At 41.9% G+C, this 15,248-nt stretch carries 11 protein-coding genes and 4 tRNA genes; all 15 read left to right on the top strand.

Features of this window, described 5'->3' with window-relative positions; all coding sequences use genetic code 11:
• Positions 1 to 26: 26 nt before the first annotated feature.
• The 15 genes from ACQKFG_RS16630 (at position 27) to ACQKFG_RS16560 (ending at position 15,165) form a co-directional block, all read left to right on the top strand.
• A complete protein-coding gene (locus tag ACQKFG_RS16630) occupies positions 27 to 1,997 on the top strand; it encodes a DHH family phosphoesterase (RefSeq protein ID WP_192207365.1) in 1,971 nt (656 codons plus the stop codon).
• On the top strand, positions 1,994 to 2,443 hold the full coding sequence (gene rplI, locus ACQKFG_RS16625; RefSeq protein WP_192207364.1) for a 50S ribosomal protein L9: 450 nt from the start codon (positions 1,994 to 1,996) through the stop codon (positions 2,441 to 2,443). The genes ACQKFG_RS16630 and rplI overlap by 4 nt, the downstream gene beginning before the upstream one ends.
• A 140-nt stretch (positions 2,444 to 2,583) precedes the next feature.
• Positions 2,584 to 3,948, top strand: a complete 1,365-nt coding sequence (gene dnaB, locus ACQKFG_RS16620) for a replicative DNA helicase (protein WP_063234298.1) — start codon at positions 2,584 to 2,586, stop codon at positions 3,946 to 3,948.
• Positions 3,949 to 4,238: 290 nt separating this feature from the next.
• Positions 4,239 to 5,531: an adenylosuccinate synthase gene (locus ACQKFG_RS16615; protein ID WP_192207363.1), complete on the top strand. Its 1,293-nt coding sequence runs from the start codon at positions 4,239 to 4,241 to the stop codon at positions 5,529 to 5,531.
• A 245-nt stretch (positions 5,532 to 5,776) separates the two neighbouring features.
• A tRNA-Lys gene (locus ACQKFG_RS16610) sits at positions 5,777 to 5,852 on the top strand.
• 8 nt (positions 5,853 to 5,860) lie between these two features.
• Positions 5,861 to 5,932, top strand: a tRNA-Glu gene (locus ACQKFG_RS16605).
• A 23-nt stretch (positions 5,933 to 5,955) separates the two neighbouring features.
• Positions 5,956 to 6,031 (top strand) — tRNA-Asp (locus ACQKFG_RS16600).
• A gap of 27 nt (positions 6,032 to 6,058) precedes the next feature.
• Positions 6,059 to 6,131: transfer RNA gene (locus ACQKFG_RS16595), tRNA-Phe, on the top strand.
• A 410-nt stretch (positions 6,132 to 6,541) separates the two neighbouring features.
• Positions 6,542 to 7,963, top strand: coding sequence for a peptidoglycan DD-metalloendopeptidase family protein (locus ACQKFG_RS16590; RefSeq protein WP_427560739.1), 1,422 nt, complete (start codon positions 6,542 to 6,544; stop codon positions 7,961 to 7,963).
• Between the two features lie 282 nt (positions 7,964 to 8,245).
• Positions 8,246 to 8,953 (top strand): response regulator YycF, encoded by a 708-nt coding sequence (yycF, locus tag ACQKFG_RS16585; protein ID WP_034316131.1) that lies wholly within the window; start codon positions 8,246 to 8,248, stop codon positions 8,951 to 8,953.
• 5 nt (positions 8,954 to 8,958) lie between these two features.
• On the top strand, positions 8,959 to 10,791 hold the full coding sequence (gene walK, locus ACQKFG_RS16580) for a cell wall metabolism sensor histidine kinase WalK (RefSeq protein ID WP_192207361.1): 1,833 nt from the start codon (positions 8,959 to 8,961) through the stop codon (positions 10,789 to 10,791).
• On the top strand, positions 10,788 to 12,116 hold the full coding sequence (locus ACQKFG_RS16575) for a YycH family regulatory protein (RefSeq protein WP_427560736.1): 1,329 nt from the start codon (positions 10,788 to 10,790) through the stop codon (positions 12,114 to 12,116). Before walK ends, ACQKFG_RS16575 begins: the two co-directional genes overlap by 4 nt.
• A complete protein-coding gene (locus ACQKFG_RS16570) occupies positions 12,103 to 12,900 on the top strand; it encodes a two-component system regulatory protein YycI (protein WP_427560733.1) in 798 nt (265 codons plus the stop codon). The genes ACQKFG_RS16575 and ACQKFG_RS16570 overlap by 14 nt, the downstream gene beginning before the upstream one ends.
• Before the next feature lie 6 nt (positions 12,901 to 12,906).
• Positions 12,907 to 13,701 carry an MBL fold metallo-hydrolase gene (locus ACQKFG_RS16565; protein ID WP_192207358.1) on the top strand — a complete coding sequence of 265 codons (795 nt, stop codon included), beginning with the start codon at positions 12,907 to 12,909 and terminating at the stop codon, positions 13,699 to 13,701.
• Between the two features lie 252 nt (positions 13,702 to 13,953).
• Complete coding sequence (locus ACQKFG_RS16560) at positions 13,954 to 15,165, top strand: S1C family serine protease (RefSeq protein ID WP_349728597.1); 1,212 nt, start codon at positions 13,954 to 13,956, stop codon at positions 15,163 to 15,165.
• The last annotated feature ends 83 nt before the right edge of the window (positions 15,166 to 15,248 follow it).

Here is a 15,248-nt window from a genome sequence, read left to right as displayed (position 1 = left end):
AACAGATGCTTTTAGGAGCTGAAACTATGCCATCATATTTGAAAGAATACTCGATTAAGTCCCCGTTGTATGGGGTGCTGGCCGCAGTCGTTTTACTTTTGGGCGTACTGGCTTATTATAATTGGGTTATTGCACTTGTTGGACTATTGATTCTTGCTGGTTTATTTTATTTAACATTAAGAATGGTAGAAAAAAAGCAACAAAAGACAGAAGAGTATATAACGACTTTATCCTATCGTTTAAAGAAGGTGGGCGAGGAAGCGTTATTGGAAATGCCGATTGGGATCATGCTCTTTAATGAGGATTATTACATTGAATGGACCAATCCATTCCTGGCTTCTTGTTTTAGCGAAGACTCTTTGGCAGGAAGATCGCTATACGATGTTGCGGACTCGATAGTGCCGTTGATCAAGCAAGAGATCGAGACTGAGACGCTTACGCTCCACGATCGGAAATTCAAGGTGGTCCATAAGCGTGATGAAAGGCTTCTTTACTTTTTTGACGTGACGGAGCAGGTGGAAATTGAGAAATTATATGAAGATGAGCGGACGGCAATTGCGATCATTCTTCTTGATAATTATGATGATTTGACACAGGGTATGGATGATCAGCGTAAAAGCAGCATCAATAGCTTGGTTACCTCACTTCTTGATAAATGGGCAAGGGATAATGGCGTTTTCTTTAAACGGGTTTCCTCGGAACGATTCATTGCTGTCTTCAACGAGCATATCCTTCATCAGCTTGAGAAGGGCAAATTCTCGATTTTGGATGAAATCAGGGAAACGACGGCCAAGCAAAATGTACCATTGACCCTGAGCATCGGGGTCGGCTCTGCCGTGTCATCCTTACCGGAACTAGGTACGCTTGCACAGTCCAGCCTGGATCTCGCTCTTGGACGGGGCGGTGACCAAGTAGCGATCAAGCAAGCGAATGGAAAAGTGAAATTCTACGGCGGCAAAACCAATCCGATGGAAAAACGCACGAGAGTCCGTGCACGTGTCATTTCCCATGCATTGAAGGATATAGTCCTCGATAGCGATAAAGTCATTGTCATGGGCCATAAAAACCCGGATATGGACGCAATCGGTTCAGCAATCGGCATCTTGAAAGTTGCCCAGATGAATGAACGTGAAGGCTATATTGTCATCGATACCCAGCAGCTCGATAGCAGTGTCCTTCGTTTAATGGAAGAGATCAAAAATAAAGAAGAGCTGTATTCCCGGTTCATAACACCTGATGATGCATTTGAAATGATTACGGATGAGACCTTGCTGGTTGTGGTCGATACACACAAACCTTCCATGGTGATTGAAGAGCGGTTATTGAATAGGATCGATAAGGTTGTAGTCATCGATCATCATCGCCGCGGTGAGGAGTTCATCAAGAATTCATTGCTCGTCTATATGGAGCCATATGCATCTTCAACAGCAGAACTTGTAACCGAACTGCTTGAATATCAACCGAAACGCTCAAAGATTGATATGCTGGAGTCGACGGCGCTTCTTGCAGGTATCATCGTCGACACGAAAAGCTTCACCTTAAGAACAGGTTCACGTACTTTCGATGCAGCCTCTTATCTAAGGGCGCATGGAGCTGATACGGTACTTGTCCAGAAATTCTTAAAAGAAGACGTGGACACCTATATCAAACGTTCGAAGCTCATTGAGGAAGTCACCTTTTATAAAAAGGGAATTGCCATTGCCTCTGCAAAAACCGATCAGGTTCATAATCAGGTGCTCATCGCCCAAGCTGCGGATACCCTATTGACCATGGATGGCGTAGCGGCTTCTTTCGTAATGGCTAAGCGATCTGATGATACAGTTGGCATAAGTGCGCGTTCTCTAGGTGATATCAATGTACAGGTGATCATGGAAATGTTGAATGGAGGCGGACATTTAACAAATGCCGCCACTCAACAGGTTTGCTCCATTGATGAAGCCGAAAGTCGATTGAAAGCAGCTATTGATGAATATTTAGAAGGGGGACAAAAAGAATGAAAGTAATATTTCTGAAAGACGTAAAAGGTAAAGGGAAAAAAGGGGAAGTTAAAAATGTTGCAGATGGTTATGCACATAATTTCCTGCTAAAACAAGGATTGGCCGTTGAAGCAAATAATTCAAATGTGAAAACTTTGGAAGCCCAGAAAAATAAAGAAGAATCACTTGCAGCAGAAGAGCTGCAGCATGCTGAAGAATTGAAAGTGCAGCTGGAGAAATTAACGGTTGAACTATCTGCCAAAGCCGGTGAGGGCGGGCGTTTATTCGGTTCCATCACGACTAAACAAATTGCATCGGAGCTTCAGAAAAAACACGGTATCAAGGTTGATAAACGTAAAATGGAGCTTGCTGAAGGCATCCGCACTTTAGGGCATACAAAGCTTCCAGTCAAGCTTCATCCTGAAGTCACTGCGACACTGACTGTGCATGTGAAAGAAATTAACTAATTTTAGCTGTTTCATATCTGTGAAAAATTGATAAAATAGAGATAGACGAAAAATGTGATTGGGCACGTTGTCCTTTCACTTTTTTCATTTTTACTAGAAACATATAAAAGGTATCCTCTTAGAATGGGAGGTTTTAAGATATGATAGAACAATTTCAGGATAGGATTCCCCCTCAAAATATAGAAGCCGAACAGGCTGTGCTAGGAGCCATTTTTCTTGAGCCCTCTTCATTGACCGTTACATCGGAAGTTTTGATTCCGGAGGATTTTTACAGAAGCTCTCATCAAAAAATCTTTAATGTGATGCTTAAATTGAATGACGAAGGAAAAGCTGTCGATTTGATTACGGTGACAGAGGAATTGGCTGCGACAAAAAACCTTGAAGAAGTTGGCGGAGTTTCTTATTTAAGTGAATTGGCCGGATCGGTGCCTACCGCGGCCAATATTGAATATTATGCCCGCATCGTCGAGGAGAAGTCATTGCTGCGTCGTTTGATCAGGACAGCGACCAACATCGCTCAGGAAGGCTACAGTCGCGAGGACGAGGTCGAGGAACTGCTCGGGGAAGCAGAAAAAACGATCATGGAAGTGGCCCAGCGTAAGAATTCCGGGTCTTTCCAAAATATTAAGGATGTATTGGTTGCGACGTACGATAACATAGAAGTTTTGACTACCCGTAAAGGGGATGTCACGGGAATACCGACAGGGTTTGCTGAACTGGACCGAATGACAGCAGGGTTCCAACGTAATGACCTCATCATAGTGGGGGCCCGTCCTTCGGTTGGTAAAACCGCTTTTGCATTGAATATCGCTCAAAACGTTGCGACCAAAACGGAGGAGAATGTAGCGATTTTCAGTCTTGAAATGGGTGCAGAGCAACTCGTTATGCGTATGCTCTGTGCTGAAGGGAATATCAACGCCCAGAATTTACGGACAGGTTCCTTAACTGATGAGGATTGGCGTAAACTGACGATGGCAATGGGAAGCTTGTCTAATGCCGGCATTTATATCGATGATACGCCAGGTGTGAGGATTGGTGAAATTCGTTCTAAATGCCGTCGTTTGAAGCAGGAACATGGCCTTGGCATGATATTGATCGATTACCTGCAGTTAATTCAAGGCGATGGTCGTTCAGGCGATAACCGTCAGCAAGAGGTATCCGAGATTTCGCGTTCACTCAAAGCGCTCGCTCGTGAACTTAAAGTGCCCGTCATCGCCCTTTCACAGCTATCGCGGGGAGTGGAGCAGCGTCAGGATAAGCGTCCGATGATGTCTGATATCAGGGAATCCGGAAGTATCGAGCAAGATGCCGATATCGTCGCATTCTTATACCGTGATGATTATTATGATAAAGAATCCGAGAATAAAAATATTATCGAAATCATTATAGCGAAACAGCGTAATGGTCCAGTAGGCACGGTTTCGCTTGCATTCGTAAAAGAATATAATAAATTCGTCAACCTTGAACGCCGCTTCGATGATGATTCGATGTCTCCCGGCGCATAGGGAACGGCCTGCCATTTTTGCAATGGCGGGCTTTCTCTGTTTTTGGAAAAAGAAAAGGCCTTTGATAATAGAAAAATAAATCAACGGGTACAATAATGATTGACAATCCAAAACCAAATGTAAAGCCGGAAAGAATTTTCTCATATTTACGAACAAAGTATTTACTAAAAAGTATATTGTTCGGATTTTGTATTGACTTCCAGTTTGGATTATTGATAAAATAGGTTTGTTTGATAAGAACCGGTTAAAATGATCGGTATTACGTGAACCTTTGGAGGTGCTTTATTCAGATGTCATCAGTTGTAGTAGTCGGTACACAATGGGGAGACGAAGGTAAAGGTAAAATAACAGATTTTCTATCCCAGAATGCGGAAGCCATCGCTCGTTATCAAGGTGGGAATAATGCAGGGCATACAATAAAATTTAACGGCGTTACCTATAAACTGCATTTAATTCCGTCAGGGATTTTTTATAGTGATAAGATTTGTGTCATTGGAAATGGTATGGTGGTTGATCCAAAAGCTCTTGTAGAGGAGCTTGCTTATTTACATAGCCACGGGGTGAGTACGGATAATCTTCGTATTTCGAACCGTGCACATGTCATTCTTCCTTACCATATTAAATTGGATGAAGTCGAAGAAGACCGTAAAGGCGCCAACAAAATTGGAACGACTAAAAAGGGAATCGGCCCTGCATATATGGACAAAGCTGCTCGTAACGGAATCCGCATGGCAGACCTATTGGACCGTGAAATTTTCGAGGAAAAATTGTCTCAAAATCTTGTCGAAAAAAATCGTATGTTTGAACGTTTCTATGAAACGGAAGGTTTCAAGATTGAAGATATCTTGGAAGAATACTATGAGTACGGACAACAAGTGCAGAAATATGTTTGTGATACATCCGTTGTATTGAATGACGCACTTGATGAAGGAAAACGGGTATTATTCGAAGGGGCACAAGGTGTCATGCTTGATATCGATCAAGGAACATACCCATTCGTCACTTCATCTAACCCGGTTGCAGGTGGAGTTACAATCGGTTCTGGTGTAGGTCCTACGAAAATCAACCATGTGGTTGGAGTATGTAAAGCATACACAAGCCGTGTGGGCGATGGTCCTTTCCCTACAGAATTGCATGATGAAGTCGGCAATCAAATCCGGGAAGTTGGCCGTGAATATGGTACAACTACAGGCAGACCGCGCCGTGTAGGCTGGTTCGATGCTGTTGTCGTTCGCCATGCTCGCCGTGTCAGCGGGATTACCGATTTATCATTGAACTCGATTGACGTATTATCAGGTCTTGATACGGTCAAAATTTGTGTGGCTTATGAATACAAAGGCGAGATCATTCATGAAGTTCCAGCGACTTTGAAAGCGATTGGCGAATGTAAACCAGTCTATGAAGAACTACCAGGCTGGTCAGAAGACATTACAGGTTGCAAATCATTGGATGAGCTTCCAGAGAACGCTCGCCACTATGTAGAGCGCGTATCTCAATTGGTTGGCATTCCTTTGACTACTTTCTCTGTCGGTCCTGACCGTAACCAAACAAATGTCGTGAGAAGCCCTTGGCGTCTAGCGTAATTCTTGAAAAGGAGCTGGCTTTTTTGCCGGCTCTTCTTTCGTTATTAATATCCATCCATTATATGTCACGTTCGGGAGGTCCCGGATGCCGAATGAATGGATTAGACTGTTGGAAAATGAAAAAAATAAGAAAAAAATAATTTTATTTCAAAAAAATTATTGCCTAAACTATATGAACCATGATATTATAAAAAGCGTCGTCACAATAGAAGTTAACATCTTGAAAAGAAACATTACATTAGTACGAGCCATTAGCTCAGTTGGTAGAGCATCTGACTTTTAATCAGAGGGTCGAAGGTTCGAATCCTTCATGGCTCACCATTTTTTCCGGCCCATTGGTCAAGCGGTTAAGACACCGCCCTTTCACGGCGGTAACACGGGTTCGAATCCCGTATGGGTCACTTCTTTATATAAAAGCTTTACTGGTCCCGTGGTGTAGCGGTTAACATGCCTGCCTGTCACGCAGGAGATCGCGGGTTCGATTCCCGTCGGGACCGCCATTTTATTTTTCCTAAAATAGAATATTTGGCTCAGTAGCTCAGTCGGTAGAGCAAAGGACTGAAAATCCTTGTGTCGGCGGTTCGATTCCGTCCTGAGCCATCCTTTTATAAACGCCTTTCTTTTAGGGCGTTTTTTGTTTTGTTTCCAGATGTATTTTGAATGAAATCTTGTTAATAGATTGTTAACAATTTGTAATATACCAATTGTGTCCAGTTCGGCATATAACTCGCTTTTAACCTTACTGGGCCTAGGCCCACTCCTTTTTCTGCAGTTTATTGAACTTACCCCATTCCTATATTTATTGGTACATGTTGTCACCATTTATACAGTTCCATTACATTATGAAGTCTGTTTCTTGTTTTTTTTCTTAATATGGTAGAGTTATGAGTGATAAAAATCATTATAGAAATCAGTCATATGCATGTGGATATTTAAATTGGACTAATAATTCTCGAAATAAAATTGATTAGTTTCTTAATTGGTGACTGAGCCGTTAAGGAGGACAATATATGTTTAGCTCAAAGGGCAAGGGGATCATCCTGTTGACGGTTTCCGTCATTTTAATGCTTGCAGGAAACCGGGCAACTGCTGCTGGGATATCGGAAACTACAACCACCATTCAGCATGTTTATCTTAACGATGAGTTCGTTGGAAGTGTTACGGATGAAACGGAAATTGAAAAGATCGTAGCCGATAAGGTAGAGGCAGCACAGGAAGATTATCCGGACTTTACATTCGATAAAGAGACACAGCTAATGTTTGTACCTGAAGAGGTATTCGATGAAGAGGTAAAAGAGGAACAGGCTGTTAAGGGAATTCAAGATCAGTTGAATGTGAAGGCAGAGGCGTATGAAATCGACATAGATAATCAGGCGGTCGCTTATGTTGCGTCAAAGGAAGATGCCGAGGCCGTTATGGAGAAAATCACTCTATTATATGTGAATGAAGAGGAATACGCTGAATATGAATCAGGTAAAAAGGAAAGTGAAAAAGATGCAGGTCCGTTAAAAGAGCCAGGAAGTAGAATTCTGGACATCGAATTTTCACTGCCCGTCACATTTAAAGAGACAATGGTATATCCAGACAAAATCAAGAGCGTCGATGAAACCCTTTCCATGATAGAAGAAGGAAAGGAAGGGACGATGATCTATGAGGCTAAGGAAGATGAGGATCTTGAAACGATTGCCACTAGGCATGATATGGACCTGGATCAACTGCTGGAGCTAAATCCGGGACAGGATGAGAACAAAGGTGTTAAAGAGGGCGAGCGGCTCTATGTGACCCAACGTATCCCCTTTGTGAACGTAAGGGTAGAAAGAGAAATATATAAGGAAGAGAGGATTCCTTTTGAAAAGAAAGTGAAGGAGGATGACGAACTTCCAAAGGGCGAGCTCATTACTGAACAAAAAGGGAATGAGGGGATTCTTGCGTTCACCTATAATGTATCCGAAACAAATGGAAAGAAAATCAGTGAAACGATTGCAAAAAAAGAAGTCACGGAAAAAGCCAAAACAGAAATCACCAGAAAAGGAACCAAGGTCATTCCTTCACAGGGCAGCGGTACATATTCCTGGCCTGCGGATGGGGGCTATATTTCCAGTAAGCAGGGTCAGCGCTGGGGGAAACTGCATAAAGGTATAGATATTGCCCGGCCAACCACCAGGATGATAACTGCAGCAGATCATGGGATAATCGAAACTGCCGGAAACTCCGGAGGATATGGAAATAAGATAACGATCAATCATAATAACGGGTATAAGACAGTGTATGCCCATTTGGACTCAATAGATGTACAAGCAGGACAAAAGATTGAAAAAGGCATGAAAATTGGCATGATGGGTTCAACGGGGAACTCGACCGGTGTCCACCTCCATTTTGAAATATATAAAAACGGGTCTCTCGTTAATCCGCTAAACTATATAAGCCAGTAATCGATGGAAGTCTTCGAAAATTATTCGAAGACTTCTTTGCTTCATACATAGATGAGAATAATAGGAAAAAGGTGATTTAATGCCTATAAAATGATAAAGTAGAATAGAGACAATTTGCTTTCATTCCGGTGTTCAGCCCCCCTTTTATTGGGTATATATATGTAACTTTGCTTAAAATTAGGTTGCCGGCGTTGTGCAAGCAGAAGGAAAAGTGAATAAGGTCCCGGATAAGGACACGGTTTTTAATAGATTCAGTTCAGTTATTATAAAGGAGATAAGTACATGGATAAAAAGATTCTGGTAGTGGATGACGAAAAGCCAATTGCTGATATATTACAATTCAATCTGAAAAAAGAAGGCTATGAAGTTTTTTGTGCTTATGATGGCAATGAAGCCCTCAAAATGGTAGAAGAACGGCAACCCGATTTGATTTTACTTGATATCATGCTACCGCAGCGCGATGGCATGGAAGTTTGCAGGGAAGTAAGGAAGAAGTATGAAACGCCGATCATCATGTTAACGGCAAAAGATTCAGAGATTGATAAGGTCTTAGGGTTGGAGCTTGGTGCAGACGACTATGTGACAAAACCATTTAGTACCCGGGAAATAATTGCCCGCGTTAAGGCGAACCTAAGACGTCAGCAAGCTGTTCCGGTTCCCGATCAAGAAAATGAACCGAAGGAAATTACGATAGGAACGCTCACTATCCATCCGGATGCCTATGTAGTATCCAAGCGGGGCGATACGATTGAATTAACGCATCGCGAATTTGAGTTGCTTCATTACTTAGCGAAGCACATCGGTCAGGTCATGACAAGGGAGCACTTATTACAAACCGTGTGGGGCTATGATTATTTTGGTGATGTGCGGACGGTCGATGTAACGGTCAGACGTCTTCGTGAGAAGATTGAAGACAATCCAAGCCATCCTGGCTGGATTGTAACTAGAAGAGGGGTCGGTTATTACCTGCGTAACCCTGAACAGGAGTAGTTTCTATGAAAAAGGTTGGTTTTTTTCGCTCAATTCATTTTAAATTTGTTCTGATTTATGTATTGCTCATTTTCGTAGCTATGCAAATAATCGGGGTATATTTTGTTGGGGAATTGGAAGAAAATCTTGTCGGGAACTTTACGAAATCAATAAAAGGCCACGTTAACCTGCTTACCTACAGTATTGGTGAAGAAATGGAAAAAGAGAGGGGAGAGGAAGACCCAACCCTCGAAGAAGCGATTGATACGATATTGAAAGACCGGGATAATTCATCGAATGATATTTCGGAAGTACGTGTCATCGACACCCGCAGCAGACGCGTGATCGGGACTTCAGCTCCAAGTAACCAGGATATTGTAGGGAAGAAGACAACGGAGGTCCTTATTAAGAATACGCTCATTTATGGAAAAGAAGATAGTGATATATTTCGGGACAAGAAAACAGGCAGGCGGCTCTGGGTCCTTTCGACACCCATTGAAGCAAATGGGGAGGTCATTGGCGCCGTCTATGTAATAGCAGAGATGGAAAATGTCTTTGAGCAGATGGATGAAATCAATAGCATCTTCATGACGGGTACGGCCATCGCCCTAGCCATTACGGCCATCTTGGGGATCCTGCTCGCACGAACGATCACAAGGCCGATGTCCGATATGAGAAAACAGGCCCTGGTGATGGCGAAAGGGAATTTCTCCAGAAAAGTTAGGGTATATGGCGATGATGAAATTGGTCAGCTTGCCGTCACTTTCAATAATTTGACCAAAAAGCTTCAAGAGTCGCAATCAAGCACAGAAGGAGAGCGGCGCAAGCTTTCTTCTGTACTTTCCAATATGACCGATGGCGTAATTTCAACGGATAGGCGCGGTCGGGTGAACTTGATCAATGAACCGGCGGCACAATTATTGGATGTCTCGAGTGAAACCGTCATGAACCAACCGATCATTGAGGTTTTGGGTCTTGAAGAAGAATATAAATTTGAGGATTTACTGGAAGAGCGAGAGTCCATTATCCTTGATTACAGCAAAAAAAATCGGCCTTTCATTTTGAGGGGAAACTTTTCGGTCATTCAAAAGGAAACGGGATTCGTCAATGGTTTGATTACTGTTTTGCATGATATAACAGAGCAGGAAAAAATCGAGAGCGAACGCAGGGAGTTTGTTGCCAATGTATCACATGAACTGCGAACACCGTTAACGACGATGAGAAGTTACCTGGAAGCATTGGCTGAAGGTGCATGGAAGGACGAGGAAATCGCTCCATCCTTTTTAAGCGTTACCCAAAATGAAACGGAGCGAATGATCAGGCTTGTTAATGATCTGTTACAGCTTTCGAAAATGGACAGTAAAGATTACAGGCTTAAAACGGGCTGGGTGAATTTCAATAAATTCTATGACCACATCATCGATCGTTTTGAAATGTCGAAAAATGATGACATAACGTTTAAACGTGATTTGCCGAAGGAAGCTTATTTTGTGGATATTGATGAAGATAAAATCACCCAGGTTCTCTATAATGTAATCTCCAACTCCTTAAAGTACTCACCTGAAGGGGGTCAAGTGACTTTCCGCGTCAGGGCATCTGATGGCTTTATCATTGTGAGCATTACAGATCAAGGAGTGGGTATCCCGAAAAACGTCATTGATAAAATATTTGACCGCTTCTACCGTGTGGATAAAGCAAGGGCCCGTAACTTAGGCGGGACAGGACTTGGTTTAGCCATTGCAAAAGAGATGGTCGTGGCGCATGGCGGGAAAATATGGGCGGAAAGTGTGGATGGAAAAGGAACTACCGTGTTCTTTACACTTCCTTACGAACAGGAAGAAGAGGATGATTGGTCATGAATTTTGAACGTGCAAAAAGTATCATACTGACTATTTTGGTTGGGACAAGCATTTTTTTGACATGGAGCATTTGGACGTACGAGCCTGAATATGACCAATTTGACCAATCGAATTATATAAAGATTAAAAGCGATGTCCAGATTGTCAGTGATGTCATTAAACCAGTCAGTATCCTTTTCCATGGCAGTGGGCAGCATTTCCAGACTTCCAATCCGGCAGAAATGAATGAAATGGAAAAGGAATTTTCGCAATGGCGTTTCAGAGGCTTAAAAGAGGTATCCGTAAAAAGGCTGCAAAGGAAATTTGACGATTTTGTCCATGAAGATGGGTCGATTGAAATCGAATTTTCCGATGATATACCCATCGCCCTTTATAAAACGGTATTGAATATAACGGATAAGGAAGTGCCTGAATTTTCATTTGATCGAATGATCATTAAACAAAAGGATATCAGCGGTAAGGAATCTCCCGTTTATTTTGTTTCCTATGATCATGAGAAGATTTATCAAGGTATGGTCGACACTAAAAAACTAAGGAATTTCATGGATTCATTTTATAAGGGTTCATACGATAAGCACCCTGAATATATGGCCGAAACGATAAACAGCAAAAGGACGCTGTTCGTCCCGGAAAACCCAGTGGAGATCAACAGACTTGAATATTATATTGACGATTTGGATATTGGAAACTTGAAAAATGCGTTATTTAATTATCCGAAGTTCGTACGCCAGGAATCCGTTTCGGTCGGTGAGGAATACACGGATGGAACAAGACTTATGACGGTCAATAAAGAGAATTACTTAATTTCTTATATCAATCCAGCACAAAAGAGCAAGCCATTTGGCCGTTCCAGTGACCTTTTGCAAAAAAGCATCGATTTCATCAATGATCATGCCGGCTGGGAAGATAACAATTACCGCTTTGCCTATATGTCGGAGAATGAACAACGAGTGGTATTCCGCTTATTCATAAACGGTTATCCGGCCTTCAATGAATCGGGAATGACAGAAATCGAGCAAATTTGGGGGAAAGAAGAAATTTATAGTTATGACCGCCCATACTTTTCACTTGACTCAGTCCTCCCGTCAGAAGGAGCGGCAGTGATCTTACCAAGCGGAAAAGAAGTATTGAATAAGCTGAAATCGAAAGATAATATCGATTTCAAAAGCGTGGAGGACATCTCGATTGGTTATAGATTGAATAAATCCCTCGATTCCAAACTTGTAACACTAGTTACACTCGATCCCACTTGGTATTATCGTGTAGGCGATAAATGGTTTATTGTGCCTTTTGAAGAAGGAGGCGATCAAAGTGGATTGGAATAATACAAAGTCGATTTTCATCATGGTATTCTTCGTTTTGAATATTTTTCTTCTTTATCAATTCCTTGAAAAGATTAATGACTCCCAATTAGAAAGCTTTACGGAGCCCCTTACGGATGAACTTTTGAAAGAAGACGAGATTTCAATAGAAATACCACTTCCAAAACAAAAGTTGAAGGATCAATTCCTGATTGCCCAAAGCAAGAATTTCGAGAAGAAGGATATACAGCACCTGAAAAACCAAAAAGCAAAAATCATCGATGATAAGAAGCTTGTGGGTACATTTAAGATACCAGTTGGCATGAAATCGGAAATTAATGCTGCAGACCTTGATATATTCCTGAAGGAGTATATTTTAAATGGTAGTGAGTATCATTTTTGGAGCTATGATGAAATCAGCCAGACCATCATCTGCTATCAAGTGGCAGATAAGAAGATGTTTTATAATAATAGTAAGGGGAAGGTCACTTTATATCTGAATAAGAAGGGTGAAATCGTTTCCTATGAACAGATGTATTTGGAGGGAATTGAAAAATTCAATAAACCTAAAGAATTGGTATCTGCTTTAAATGCTATTGGAGAATTGTATCAGAATGGCGATATTGATCCAAAAAGCAAAGTCACGAATGTGCAACTGGGTTTTTATAATTCGCTGCAGACGACATCTGTGTCACATTTACTTGTGCCAACATGGTGGGTGGTCATTGATGACGAAACGGATCTCTTCGTGAATGCTTTTGATGGAGAGGTCATTGAATTGAATACAGAAGAAAAAATACTGGAGTGAGTAAAGATGACAATGCATTTTAGTGTTCTCGCAAGCGGGAGTACAGGAAATGCCCTTTTCGTGGAAACGGGGGATCAATCATTCCTTGTCGATGCTGGCTTAAGCGGTAAAGCCCTGGAAGCATTGTTTCAGGATATAGGCCGTGATATGTCGAAGCTATCCGGTATCCTCGTTACCCATGAACACAGCGACCATATTAAAGGTCTTGGCGTTGTTGCCAGAAAACATAAACTCCCGATATATGCGAATGCAAAAACATGGAATGCCATGGATCGATCAATCGGTGAAATTGCAACCGAACAAAAATTCACATTTGAAATGGAACAGGTCAAAACGTTCGGCAGTCTTGATATAGAATCTTTTGGCGTTTCACATGATGCGGCAGAGCCGATGTTTTATGTCTTTCATCATGAGGATAAGAAACTTGTGGTCATCACCGATACAGGGTACGTAAGTGATCGGATGAAAGGAATCATCTCGAATGCCGATGCTTATGTATTTGAAAGTAACCATGATGTGTCCATGCTGAGGATGGGAAAATATCCATGGAGCATCAAGCGCCGGATTTTAAGTGATGTCGGACATGTTTGTAATGAAGACGCTGCCCTTGCAATGAGTGAAGTGGCCGGTGATAAGACCAAGCGGATTTACTTGGCCCACTTAAGCCTTGATAACAATATGAAGGATCTAGCAAGAATGTCGGTGGAACAGACGTTAAAGACAAAGGGGATCATCGTTGGCGAACAATTTTCCTTATATGATACTGATCCGAAAAGACCAACGGAACTTGTTACGTTATAAATAAAAGGAATGGACGAGGGGTACCTTGTTCATTCCTTTTTTGTTTTTAAAAAATTCGATTCGCAAGTTACGAATCGGATTAAAAGGGGTATCGTTTGGTTAGAACTGTATAAGTAAAAGGAAAATGGCTGTATACCCTAAAAAAAGCATACATTTTTTTAGAAAAAATTCGGTAATTGAGTATAATTGAGGGAGGATGCCAAACAATAGAATTGCTATAATTCATTCCTAAAATGAGAGGATGGAGCGGTCTTGGGTTATTATGATCAGAATGATGAGAACCAAAATAAACGGAAAAAAGGCCATATGGGCTATTTTCTAGCAGGCTTGGGGGGCGTCATCATCGGGGCCTTACTTATTTTACTGGGAAGTGGGCAGTTAAATAACGATGATAACGAAATTACAACGGAGAAATCAACGGAGAATGGGCCTGCGGAGCAGTCACAGCAAAACCTTACCCTTGATGTAACAAGTGCTGTCACCAATGCTGTTGATAAGGCCAGTGACGCAGTGGTCGGGATAACTAACATTCAGGAAACGAACTTCTGGAGTCAAGGGAGCAACGCCGGGGATAATTCGGCAGAAGCCGGCACTGGTTCTGGAGTCGTCTACAAAAAAGATGGGGGCAAAGCCTATATCGTCACGAATAATCACGTCATTGAAGGCGCTAATGAACTGGAAGTGACATTAAGTGATGGCACTAAATTGCCAGCTGAACTACAAGGTAGTGACCCATGGACAGATTTAGCTGTCATTGTCGTGAATGGTGATAAAATCAAAACCATTGCTGAATTCGGAAAATCCAGCAAATTGAAACCTGGTGAGCCTGTAATTGCCATTGGCAATCCATTAGGCCTCCAATTCTCTGGATCGATCACACAAGGGATCATCTCAGGCTTGGAGCGTACGATAGAGGTGGATATCAATGAGGACGGGCAAGTCGATTGGAATGCGGAGGTCATCCAGACTGATGCGGCGATTAACCCAGGTAATAGCGGTGGGGCACTCGTCAATATGTCAGGACAGGTCATCGGAATAAATTCGATGAAGATTGCGGAAAATGCAGTGGAAGGAATCGGTCTTTCCATTCCAATCGATTCAGTTATACCAATTATTAACGATATAGAGGAATTTGGTGAAGTGAAACGTGCCTTCTTGGGTGTGAACTTGGCATCTGTAGAAGAGATTTCCCAATATCATCAACAAAATACATTAAAGTTACCAAGGAAAGTTACATCTGGCGTTGCAATAACAGGCGTTCAAAGCAATTCTCCAGCATCCAAAGCAGGATTGAAGGAATTTGACGTCGTTGTTGGAATGGATAATGAAAAAATTCATGACGTCGTGGAATTACGAAAATACCTTTACAACGAAAAGAAAATCGGAGATAAAGTTAAAATCATTTATTACCGTGACGGAAAGAAAGAAACTACGGAAGTCAAACTTTCAAGCAGCGAAATTTAAAAACAAAAAGGACAGGGGGAAAAATGCCCCCTGTCCTTTCTATTTCCTTGCGATTTTCTTATTTTTTGTTACGATTACCTGTG

Source organism: Peribacillus sp. NPDC076916 (assembly GCF_050269675.1).
Lineage (GTDB): Bacteria > Bacillota > Bacilli > Bacillales > DSM-1321 > Peribacillus > Peribacillus aracenensis.
Note: the sequence above shows the minus strand (reverse complement) of the source record. Positions and strands in the feature narration are given on the sequence as shown.

Bases quoted from the DNA above. Each gene is read 5' to 3' on its own strand.
- ACQKFG_RS16590 (WP_427560739.1), top strand. From the start codon at position 6,542: ATGTTTAGCTCAAAGGGCAAGGGGATCATCCTGTTGACGGTTTCCGTC.
- dnaB (WP_063234298.1), top strand. From the start codon at position 2,584: ATGATAGAACAATTTCAGGATAGGATTCCCCCTCAAAATATAGAAGCC.
- yycF (WP_034316131.1), top strand. From the start codon at position 8,246: ATGGATAAAAAGATTCTGGTAGTGGATGACGAAAAGCCAATTGCTGAT.
- ACQKFG_RS16565 (WP_192207358.1), top strand. From the start codon at position 12,907: ATGACAATGCATTTTAGTGTTCTCGCAAGCGGGAGTACAGGAAATGCC.
- ACQKFG_RS16575 (WP_427560736.1), top strand. From the start codon at position 10,788: ATGAATTTTGAACGTGCAAAAAGTATCATACTGACTATTTTGGTTGGG.
- ACQKFG_RS16630 (WP_192207365.1), top strand. From the start codon at position 27: ATGCCATCATATTTGAAAGAATACTCGATTAAGTCCCCGTTGTATGGG.
- walK (WP_192207361.1), top strand. From the start codon at position 8,959: ATGAAAAAGGTTGGTTTTTTTCGCTCAATTCATTTTAAATTTGTTCTG.
- rplI (WP_192207364.1), top strand. From the start codon at position 1,994: ATGAAAGTAATATTTCTGAAAGACGTAAAAGGTAAAGGGAAAAAAGGG.
- ACQKFG_RS16615 (WP_192207363.1), top strand. From the start codon at position 4,239: ATGTCATCAGTTGTAGTAGTCGGTACACAATGGGGAGACGAAGGTAAA.